The sequence below is a fragment of the Aestuariivirga sp. genome (assembly GCF_046093005.1).
In the GTDB taxonomy this organism is placed as follows: domain Bacteria; phylum Pseudomonadota; class Alphaproteobacteria; order Rhizobiales; family Aestuariivirgaceae; genus Aestuariivirga.
The window spans coordinates 1-9,974 of sequence record NZ_JBJTER010000123.1 but is presented as its reverse complement, the minus strand read 5'-3'; the positions used below and the strand labels follow the sequence as shown (position 1 = coordinate 9,974).

Here is a 9,974-nt window from a genome sequence, read left to right as displayed (position 1 = left end):
CGAGGCTCGTCACCCCATGCTCGAGGATGCCGCATGGGACGATTCCGTCGAAATGGCTCAGATCCGGCTCCACATTGATCGAGATGCCGTGAAACGTCACCCAGTGACGCACGCGGATGCCGATGGCGGCGATCTTGTCTTCCCGTGATCCCCGCCGAACCCAGACGCCGACACGGTCCTCGCGGCGCTCGCCCTTCACGTTGAATTCGTCCAGCGTGTCGATCACCCATTGCTCGAGGGCCGCCACGAAGGCCCGCACGTCGCCGCCCCGGCGCTTCAGGTCCAGCATCACATAGGCCACGCGCTGGCCGGGTCCGTGATAGGTATATTGCCCGCCACGCCCGGTCTTGAAGACGGGGAAGCGGGCCGGCTCCACCAGGTCTTCGGGCCGCGCCGCGGTGCTGATGTGCGCGCCTATGTAGCCGGCCTCGAACGCTGGGTGATCGCCACGCTGGCTGAGCTTGGCGTCGCGGGCGAGCGCCGGGAGGACCGGGTGGGCGTCTGGGTGCGGCGCGGCAGCCGCGAGGACAAGATCGCCGCTATTGGCATAAGAGTGCGCCGCTGGGTGAGTTTCCACGGCATCTCGATCAATGTGTCGCCGGAGCTTTCGCATTTCAGCGGCATCGTGCCCTGCGGCATCCGCGAGCACGGGGTGACGAGCCTCGCCGATCTTGGCGTTCCGGCCGGCATGGCGGACGTCGATGCGGCGCTGGCCCGGCAATTCGCCCGGGTGTTTGGCGGCGGCTGAGACGGCTATTCCTATTGAGCTTCCGGCTCCGGCGCGGCCTTCATCAGCGGCAGGCCCATTTCCTTGCGCGCCTGGTTTATGAATGGGCTGCAGGCGCCGCGCTCCAGATAGCTGTTGAAGGCGATGAACGGCGTCACGTTGCGCGAGTTCGGATGGTCGGCGTAGAACCGGTTGATCGCCTGCACCAGCATGTTGCCCTTGAGTTGCAGTGCCACGCCGCAGGCCCTGAGGCCCATGGCGCGGGCGGCGATGAACTTGTCGTTGTCGATGAACACCGTCATCACATCGAACATGCCCATGGCATAGGCGGCCTGGCCGTCCGGCCCCAGAACCTGCCACTGCGCGTAGTTCTTGATGAAATCGGCCCTGGAGGGGCTGGCGGCGGTGAGCAGCGCCAGCAGCGCCAAGGCAATATGGACGGTACGACGCATCTTCAACTCCCATGAATAAAGCGTCGATTATCGGCGCAAACGCAACGCCTGTCCATGCAGCGGACGCCCGAGGTCCATGCTTCATTGACAGCGCCGCAAATAAGGACTTATGTACTCAAGCTACGGGGACCATGCACATGATGTTCCGCCTCCGACGCGCCGTGATTGCCGCCCTGGCCGCTCTGATGATTGCGCCTGCCGCCGCACAGTCACCTGAGTTCAAAGCCAATCCACCATCTTCGATTCTGACGCCGGACAAGGTCGAGACCAGCGCGGGAACACTCACCTTCCGCGACGGCGCACCCGACCCGGCAACGGTACAGATCGCCTATGACCAGATCGATCTGGCACGCGGCATCGAAGCCTTCATGAAGGGTATCCCGGCGACCTCGGTGCTTGCCGCCTGCCGCGGAACCGCCTCGGTGGGCGCCGCGGAAAACACCGCCGTCGGCATCACCGAAAACCTGATGGATGCGCGCTCGCTGTTCCTGACGCCCAACACCACCACGCCTTATGTTTTTGCCTGCCTCAACCTGAAAGACGGGCCGCTGGTGGTAGAGGTGCCACCGGGCGTTCTGGGCCCGGTCGATGACGCCTATTTCCGCTGGGTGACGGATGTCGGCCTCACCGGACCGGACCAGGGCCGGGGCGGCCGCTACCTGTTCCTGCCGCCGGGCTATGACGGACCGGTTCCCGGTTTCGGCTTCCATGTGATGCGGCCGCACACCAACCGGCTCATCATGTTCTTCCGCGCCTTCGTGAAAAACGGCGATCTTGAAGGCGCCATCGCCGGTGTTAAGGCTAACACCAAGCTCTATCCGTTAGCAGCGGTGGCGAACCCGCCAGCCACCACCTTCATCAACACCTCCGGCCTGCGGTTCAGCACCATCAGCGCCAATGATTTTTCATTCTACAAGGAATTGAACGACGTGGTGCAGAACGAACCTGCGGATTTCGTGGAGCCGGAGACGGTGGGCCTCTTTGCAGCCGTCGGCATCCGCAAAGGCCAGCCCTTCGCGCCCGATGCGCGCATGACCCGCATCCTCACAGATGCCGTAGCCATCGCCAATGCCGGGGTGCGTTCCTTGATATGGGCGCCGCGCGACAAGCGCGTGTTTCTCTATCCTGACCGGCAGTGGATCAACCCATTCGTGGGCGGCAGCTACCTGTTCCGGGACGGCGCCGAGCTGATGCTCGATGCCCGCTCAATGTTCTTCTACTATGCTACCGGCATCACACCGGCCATGGCCGATGCGAAACCCGGTACCGGCTCGGCCTATGCGGGCGCTTTCCGCGACAGGGACGGCAACTTCCTCGATGGCGGCAAGACCTACAAAATCACCTTGCCGGGGCCCGTGCCAGTCAACAATTTCTGATCCTTAACCGTCTATGACAACCAGACGCGCTCGCTTCTTGAAACCGATCAGCGCACGGCGGGCGTTGACAGCCTGTCAAAGCAGCTGAAGCTCGAGGCCGATGGTTCCGCCATTGTCTGGTTCGGACCTTCGCCGCCCAAGGACCATGAGGGCAACTGGGTTCAAACCATGCCCGGCAAAGGCTGGAACGTCCTGCTGCGGCTCTATGGCCCGCTTGCTCCCTGGTTCGACAAGAGTTGGAAGCCGGGGGATTTCGAGGAGGCCAAGTAAGGACTCAGAGCCTGAGGGCCATCGTCGATCTTCGATACAAGCAGCGGTCATCCGTCCTTCATGTCCGCTGCCTTAAATCACCGCAGCGCAAGGAACGAACGCGTTCTCTCTTCTGTTTGGGAGGAATGGCGACAGTTCGCCGGAAGGCGCTTGGTTACGGCTACGATCCCAATCGCGCCAGAGCTTCCCGGATTTTGGCCCGGCGTGCGTCCAGCTCAATCTTTCGCTCGCGCGATTCCTCCAGAACTTCTGGCGGCGCCTTGGCGACGAAGCCCGGGTTGTTCAGGCGTCCGTCGATCCCCGCCATGTCCTTGCCGATCTTGTCGAGCTCCTTCTCCAGCCGGGACCGCTCGGCGGCAAAGTCAATGACGCCTTCCAGCGGCAGCGCCACCGTCGCCTCACCCAGCACGATCTGGGCCGCGGCTTTCGGCGCCTGCTCCTCGAAGCCGATGGCCGAAAGCCGGGCCAGCCGCATGATTTCAGCCTCCCAGGCGGCGGCGCGGCGGCGGGACTCGCTGTTGGCGCCCACCAGCACGCAGCGGATCCTGGCGCCCGCGGGCACATTCATCTCAGCCCTCACCGAGCGCACCTCGGAGACGAAGTTGATGACCCATTCCATCTCGGCATCCGCCGCGGCATCGCCCAGCCCCTTGTAGGACGGCCACGGCGAGACGATCAGCCAGTCCTTGCGTTTTGCCGTCTGCTGCCAGAGCTCCTCGGTGACGAAGGGCATGAAGGGGTGAAGCAGCAGCAGGATCTGGTCGATCACCCAGGCCGTGGTGGCCCGCGTCTCAGCCTTGGCGGCTTCGTCGGCGCCGCCCAGCACGGGCTTCACCAGTTCCAGATACCAGTCACAGAACACGTTCCACACGAAGTGATAGAGCGCGGCGGCGGCCTCGTTGAACTTATAGTCTTCGAGCGCCTGCCGCACCCGGGCCTCGGTACGCGCTGTTTCGCCGGCGATCCAGCGGTTGACGGTGACGCGGGCCGCCAGCGGATCGTAGCCGGGATCATGCGCAACGCCATTCATCTCGGCGAAGCGCGCGGCGTTCCACAGCTTGGTGCCGAAATTGCGGTAGCCCTCAACGCGCTGCTTCGAGAGCTTGATATCGCGGCCCTGTGCGGCCATGGCGGCAAGCGTGAAGCGCAGCGCATCCGCCCCATAGGCGTCGATCAGATCGAGCGGGTCGATGACATTGCCCTTCGACTTCGACATCTTCTGGCCCTTCTCGTCGCGGACCAGGGCGTGGATGTAGACGGTGTGGAACGGCGTCTCCTTCATGAAATGCAGGCCCATCATCATCCTGCGGGCGACCCAGAAGAAGATGATGTCAAAGCCGGTGACCAGCACATCGGTGGGGTAGTGGCGCTTCAACTCCGGCGTTTCGTCGGGCCAGCCCAGCGTCGAGAACGGCCACAGCGCGGAGGAGAACCAGGTGTCGAGCACGTCCTCGTCGCGGGTGAGGCTCACCGGCTTGCCGTAATGCTTCGTGGCAGCGGATGTCGCTTCGGCCTCCGTTTCCGCCACAAACACCGCGCCGTCCGGTCCATACCACGCCGGAATCTGATGCCCCCACCACAGCTGGCGCGAAATGCACCAGGGCTGGATGTTGCGCATCCATTCGAAATAGGTCTTCTCCCAATTGCCCGGCACAAAGACCGTGTCGCCCTTCTCGACCGCGGCGATGGCGGGCCTGGCGAGTTCGGCGGCGTTCACATACCATTGCTCGGTGAGCCACGGCTCGATCACCACATCGGAGCGGTCGCCATGCGGCACCTGATGCACATGCGGCTCAATCTTCTCGAGAAGCCCCTGCTCTTCGAGTTTGGCGACGACGCGTTTGCGGGCCTCGAACCGGTCCAGGCCGTGGAACTCCATGACATGCGCGAAATCATCGCCGGTGAGCATGATCTTGCCGAACTGGTCGAGCACATTGATCTGCTGGAGGCCGTGACGTTTGCCCACGTCGAAATCGTTGAAGTCATGCGCGGGCGTGATCTTCACGGCGCCCGTACCCTTTTCGGGATCAGCATAGTCATCGCCGATAATCGGAATAAGGCGGCCCACCAGCGGCAGCAGCACCTTCTTCCCGATCAGGTGTTTCAGCCGCTCGTTCTCAGGGTGAACCGCCACGCCGGAATCGCCCAGCATGGTCTCGGGCCGCGTGGTGGCGACAACGATCACTTCATCGCTGCCCTCGATCGGGTAGCGCAGGTGCCAGAGACTGCCCTTCACCTCTTTCTGCACCACTTCGAGATCGGAAATGGCGGTCAGCAGCTTCGGGTCCCAGTTGACCAGCCGCTTGTCCTTGTAGATCAGGCCGTCCTTGTAGAGCTGCACGAACACCTTGATGACGGCGCGCGACAGGCCCTCGTCCATGGTGAAGCGCTCGCGCGACCAGTCGCAGGAGGCGCCGAGCCGGCGCAACTGGCGCGAGATGGCGCCGCCCGATTCCTCTTTCCATGCCCACACGCGCCGGAGAAAGGCATCGCGCCCCATGCCGCGGCGGTCGGTGTTGTTTTCCTTCTGGAGCAGGCGCTCCACCACCATCTGGGTGGCGATGCCCGCGTGGTCGGTGCCGGGCTGCCACAGCACGTCACGCCCGCGCATGCGCTCAAAACGCACCAGAATGTCCTGGATGGTATTGTTGAGGGCATGGCCCATGTGCAGCGAGCCCGTCACATTGGGCGGCGGAATGACGATGGTATAGGGCGGGGGCCCGGGGTTGCGGCCCGGCTTGAAATAACCCCGGGCTTCCCATTCGGCATAGAGCCGGGCTTCCATTTCCTGCGGGGTGAACGTCTTCTCGAGCATGTGATGTCCGGCGGAAAATCAGGTTTCGCCGCGCCTTAAACACCAGCGGCGCGGGCCGCGCAACGGCTCAACGCGAAACAGGTCAGCGGCCGCCGCGCGCCACGCGCTCGATTTCCTCGCGCACCAGACGCTCGACCAGGGGAGGAAGGTTCTGATCAAGCCAGGCCTTGAGCATGCCGCGCAGCAGTTCGCGGGTCATCTCCTCAACCTGGCGCTCGCCGATGCCGGCGGCGGCCGTGTTGGCGAGGCGGCCGAAAGCCAGATGAACGGCCTGGGCCGCGGAGTCGGACATCAAGCCGGTATCGGGCGCGGGTGCGGCTTCGCTTTCAGCGCGGGCAACGGGGCGGAGGTGGACCGCATCTGTTCTGCTGGCCGGGCGCTTCGCCGGTTCGATCTCCGCCAGACTGCTGCGTGGCCGCGGCCCGGCGGCCGGGCGCTGCAGGGGCGCGGTCTGGATGGCCTCGACAATGGCTGAAGCCCGCTGGTTGTCCGGGGCCGGAGCCCGGCTGATGCGCTCCCGCAACTGCTTCAGTTCATTGGCGGCGGCCGCGAGCTCATCGCTCAGCCGCGCGGCGCGTTCGGTTGGCGGCACGGGCGGGACGGCGGCCGTCTCCGCGGTTGTCTGCGGAAAAGCACCGACATCGTCTTCGATCGCTCTCCTGATCGAGGCCAAAAGATCTTCGATGCGCGGCTCTGCTGTCACGGTGTCTGTCCTGAATTGCTGAACGGCTAGCCTACTCGACCGTCTCAACGCTGGTGCCGATCCACTTATTGCGAACCCGCTGATAATTCTCCTCCGGATTGTACTCGGGCACTTTCAGGCCAACGCGCGGCGCTGTGAGGTGGCCGATCGCCGCCAGCAGCTGATAGCCTGCCACCACCCGGTTCTTCTCCGCTGTCACCTGCAGGACTTGCGAGAACACCAATTCACGCTGCGCGTCCAGAACGTCAAGCGTCGTCCGCGTTCCGGCCGCATATTCCTGCTGAACGCCGGTGAGCGCCAGCTGCGCGGCGCTTACCTGGGTGCGGGTATTTTTGATGATCTCGCCAAGCCCCACATAGGCGTTCCACGATTCCACCACCGCCCGGCGCACATCGCGCGCGATTTCGATCACCTGAATGCGGCTCTGGCTCGCCCGCTGCTTGGCCTCGCGCACCTGCGAGTAGACAAGCCCCGCCTCATAGAGCGGAATACTGAAGCTGGCCCCAAAAACCGCCGAAGCGTTTTCATTCTGGTCTTCGGTGAAATCGGGGTCCGAAACCTGGCCGCCGGCCAGGAGACCGGCGCTCGGCAGCAGGCCTGACCGGGCGACGCCGATGTCGCTGTTGGCCGCGACCTCGACAAAAGCCTGCGCAAGCAACCGCGGGTTGATTTCGCCGGCTGCGTCCAACGCCATCTGCATCGACTTCGGCAGATTGACAACCTTGGGATAAACAAGCTTGCCAGGCTCATTGCCCACCGTCTGAATGTATTTCGCAACCGCCCGCGCAAGATTCGTCTGGGAATCGACCAGCGCGCTCTTGGATTCGGCAAGCCGCGCTTCCGACTGCGCCACATCGGTGCGGGTGATCTCACCAACCGCAAAGCGCTCATTCGAGGCCCGAACCTGCTCTTCCAGTGCAGCGACGTCCTGTTTGCGCAGCACAACGATCTGCCGGAAGGCGTAGACGTCCATATAGGCCTGCACGACATTGAACAGCACCTGCTGCTCGGTTTCCAGCAAGCTCTGCCGGCCGGCATCCACCCGGGCCTCCGCCGCCTTGGTGCCCTCCACGGTCCGGAAGCCGTTGAAAAGGGGCTGCGTCAGCTCAATCGCCAGGTTGCCGGAAACGGCCTCGTCGTTAATGACGGCGTCCACGAGTTCATCAGCTTCCGGCACCACGGCCCGCTGCGTGGAAATAAGAGCTTCAACCTCTCCGCCTACGCCAACAGTCGGGCGCCAGCCCGAAAGAGCCTGTGGCACGAGCTCATCCGTCGCACGCTGACCGGCGCGCGCGGCATTGAGCGTTGGATTGGTGACATAGGCCTTTTCCATGGCCCCAAACAGCGTGTCCGCCGAGGCCGCAGCCGCAAACGCGGTCAGCGAAGCGGCCATCGCCACCCCGCACAACCACCTGTGAGCAACATGAAGCCTCATTGTTGGCCTATCGCCTCCCCATTAACACTGTAGTCCCAAAACGCCCCGGGCGCAAACTCAGAACACAAAGGCAGACTTGTTCTTCCGAAAGCCAGGCAGTGCCGTAACCGAGGCATCAAAGGCATCCCTCGCGGCCATCGCATGGCCCGTTCTGGTGAACACCTTCGCCCTCGCAAGATCCGCCTCGCCGACCACGGCCACCAGCCGGCCGCCTTCAGCGAGCTGATCAAACAGCGGCTGCGGCACCTCTTCGGCCCGGCCTTCGAGAATAATGACATCAAACGGCTGCAGCGTCTCTGCCCCGGCCGGCAGCGGACCTTCGACAATCCGGACGTTCTTCAATCCGGCCAAACGATGACGCGCCTCGCGAGCCAGTCCGGGATCGCTTTCGAGGGCCACGACATCGGCGGCGATCCGCGAAAGCACCGCTGCGCCGTAGCCCGTCCCGGCTCCCACCACCAGAACCCGGTCCCCGGGCTTTATCTCCGCGTTCTGCAGAAGCCTGGCGAAAGCCATGGCCTCGATCAGGGCGCGCGGGCCGTGCTTATTCTCGGCCGGAGCCAGCGGCACGTCTTCATCGACGTAAGCGATCGCCCGGAACCGCTCCGGCACAAACTGCTCGCGCGGGATATCCTGCATGGCCGCAAGAATACGGCGGTCCGTTATACCGTTTGGCCGGACTTGCGAATCGACCATATTGAGGCGGGCAGCTGTGAAATCAGTCATTTGCACCGGCGGAGTTATAACGCTTTTTACCTACCTGGGTGTTAGCGAAGCTTGCGTTCCAAGTCCATGCGGCAGTTCCGGCCGCCGCGGCGCGGCCGGCGAGGCAGCGTCCGAGGATGCTTGAAATCGCCCTTGTCAGCGCCGCGCCCGCATGCCATACAAGGCGAGGAAACTGCAGTTAAGTATCTGATTTCAAAAGGCCTCGTGGCGGAGTGGTTACGCAGAGGACTGCAAATCCTTGCACCCCGGTTCGATTCCGGGCGAGGCCTCCAGATACGCAAACAATTTACTTCGATTTGAGAAAAATCTCGAGTCCGGCGAGCCGGTCCAGAAGTCCGATGGCCAGCGCCGCCATCAGGATGAACACCACCGAGACCGCCGCCAGGTCCGGGGTGATGATCGAGCGGATCGAGTTGTAAATCTGTACCGGCAGGGTCACGGTGCGGGCATCGACGAGCAGCAGACTGACCAGGAACTCGGTCATCGCCAGGATGAACATGAGAAGCGCGCCGGTGATCACCCCTGGCAGGACGGCTGGCAGCGTGACGTGAACGAAGGTCTGCACCCTGCCCGCCCCGCAATTGGCGGCCGCATGCTCAAGGTCCGGATCAAGCGTCGCGGCGCTTGAAGAGACCGCCCAGATGACAAACGGCAGGTTGATCACCGCGCAGGCTAGCCCCACCGGCCACAGCGAGCCCAGCACGCCGAACTGGCCGAACAGCATCATCAACCCGACCCCTGATCCGATCAGCGGCACCGTAAACGGCAGCAACAGATACATCTGGATCACATTGCCGTAGCGCAGGCGGAAGCGCGCCAGGGCGATGCCAGCCAGGGTTCCGGCGGGCACCGCGATCAGGGTCGCCACGGCGGAGACGGTCAGCGAGCGCAGGAAGGCCTGCTGGAGATCGCGGGCCAGAACGATCTTCTCATACCAGCGGAGCGACAGGCCATCGGGCGGAAAGGCAATGATGTTGCCAGCCGTAAACGACGCGCCCAGCACCACCAGCGTCGGCGCCGACAGGAGGATCACCGCGAGCCACACCGCGCCCCAGAATACGGCTGACTGCGAGCGGCTCATCATGTGCGCCGCCCCAGCGCCAGCGTGCCCGCCCCGAAAACCGCGAGGATGACGCCCACGAGAAAGGTTCCGGCCGCCACCAGGATCACCGCCAGCGCCGCGCCCAGCCCCATGTCGGAGGTGCGGAAATACTGGTCATAAATGGCGTTGGCGATGAAATCCTGCGAGCCGCCGCCGAGCATGGCCGGCATCGCGAAATCGGTGAGCGACAGGGTCAGCACCACGAGGCCGGCGCCGATCAGGCCCGGCCGCGCCATCGGCAGCACGACGTGCCACATCGCCCGCGGCCAGCTGGCGCCCAGCGATTTGTCGGCGGTTTCCACCTCGTCCGAAATGGCGGTCAGGGCGTGCGCCAGCATCAGCACGTCAAAGTGCAGCATGTATTGGAC

Annotated in this window: 9 protein-coding genes, 1 tRNA gene and 2 pseudogenes; 4 read left to right on the top strand and 8 right to left on the bottom strand. The window is 63.9% G+C overall.

What is annotated here, in order from left to right; genetic code table 11:
- Positions 1 to 400, bottom strand: a pseudogene (lipB, locus tag ACKOED_RS10785) (lipoyl(octanoyl) transferase LipB); the annotation flags it as partial.
- Positions 401 to 406: 6 nt separating this feature from the next.
- Here lipB (ACKOED_RS10785) and lipB (ACKOED_RS10780) point away from each other — a divergent pair.
- Complete coding sequence (lipB, locus tag ACKOED_RS10780; protein ID WP_408916598.1) at positions 407 to 748, top strand: lipoyl(octanoyl) transferase LipB; 342 nt, start codon at positions 407 to 409, stop codon at positions 746 to 748.
- An 11-nt stretch (positions 749 to 759) separates the two neighbouring features.
- On the opposite strand, the gene ACKOED_RS10775 is transcribed toward lipB (ACKOED_RS10780), so the two are convergent.
- The gene (locus ACKOED_RS10775; RefSeq protein WP_408916597.1) at positions 760 to 1,179 is read right to left on the bottom strand and encodes a hypothetical protein; all 420 of its coding nucleotides are present in this window, start codon (positions 1,177 to 1,179) and stop codon (positions 760 to 762) included.
- 137 nt (positions 1,180 to 1,316) lie between these two features.
- On the opposite strand from ACKOED_RS10775, the gene ACKOED_RS10770 reads away from it, so the two are divergent.
- Together ACKOED_RS10770 and ACKOED_RS10765 are read left to right on the top strand one after the other, a co-directional pair.
- On the top strand, positions 1,317 to 2,555 hold the full coding sequence (locus ACKOED_RS10770; protein ID WP_408916596.1) for a DUF1254 domain-containing protein: 1,239 nt from the start codon (positions 1,317 to 1,319) through the stop codon (positions 2,553 to 2,555).
- A 12-nt stretch (positions 2,556 to 2,567) separates the two neighbouring features.
- Positions 2,568 to 2,825, top strand: a pseudogene (locus ACKOED_RS10765) (DUF1214 domain-containing protein); the annotation flags it as partial.
- Positions 2,826 to 2,985: 160 nt separating this feature from the next.
- On the opposite strand, the gene ACKOED_RS10760 reads toward ACKOED_RS10765, so the two are convergent.
- The 4 genes from ACKOED_RS10760 to ACKOED_RS10745 all read right to left on the bottom strand — a co-directional run bounded on the left by ACKOED_RS10760 (position 2,986) and on the right by ACKOED_RS10745 (position 8,504).
- A complete protein-coding gene (locus ACKOED_RS10760) occupies positions 2,986 to 5,640 on the bottom strand; it encodes a valine--tRNA ligase (protein WP_408916595.1) in 2,655 nt (884 codons plus the stop codon).
- Positions 5,641 to 5,722: 82 nt separating this feature from the next.
- On the bottom strand, positions 5,723 to 6,343 hold the full coding sequence (locus ACKOED_RS10755) for a DUF2497 domain-containing protein (RefSeq protein ID WP_408916594.1): 621 nt from the start codon (positions 6,341 to 6,343) through the stop codon (positions 5,723 to 5,725).
- A 31-nt stretch (positions 6,344 to 6,374) separates the two neighbouring features.
- Entirely contained in the window at positions 6,375 to 7,736 is a 1,362-nt protein-coding gene (locus tag ACKOED_RS10750; RefSeq protein WP_408916593.1) for a TolC family outer membrane protein, read from the bottom strand.
- A gap of 99 nt (positions 7,737 to 7,835) precedes the next feature.
- Positions 7,836 to 8,504 (bottom strand): protein-L-isoaspartate O-methyltransferase family protein, encoded by a 669-nt coding sequence (locus ACKOED_RS10745; protein ID WP_408916599.1) that lies wholly within the window; start codon positions 8,502 to 8,504, stop codon positions 7,836 to 7,838.
- Between the two features lie 198 nt (positions 8,505 to 8,702).
- On the opposite strand from ACKOED_RS10745, the gene ACKOED_RS10740 reads away from it, so the two are divergent.
- Positions 8,703 to 8,776, top strand: a tRNA-Cys gene (locus ACKOED_RS10740).
- Positions 8,777 to 8,790: 14 nt separating this feature from the next.
- Here the strand turns inward: ACKOED_RS10740 and ACKOED_RS10735 are convergent.
- Together ACKOED_RS10735 and ACKOED_RS10730 are read right to left on the bottom strand one after the other, a co-directional pair.
- Positions 8,791 to 9,588, bottom strand: a complete 798-nt coding sequence (locus ACKOED_RS10735; protein ID WP_408916592.1) for an ABC transporter permease — start codon at positions 9,586 to 9,588, stop codon at positions 8,791 to 8,793.
- Positions 9,585 to 9,974 (bottom strand): ABC transporter permease subunit (locus tag ACKOED_RS10730; RefSeq protein WP_408916591.1); only part of this gene is annotated, 390 nt, incomplete at its 5' end. The genes ACKOED_RS10730 and ACKOED_RS10735, both read right to left, overlap by 4 nt.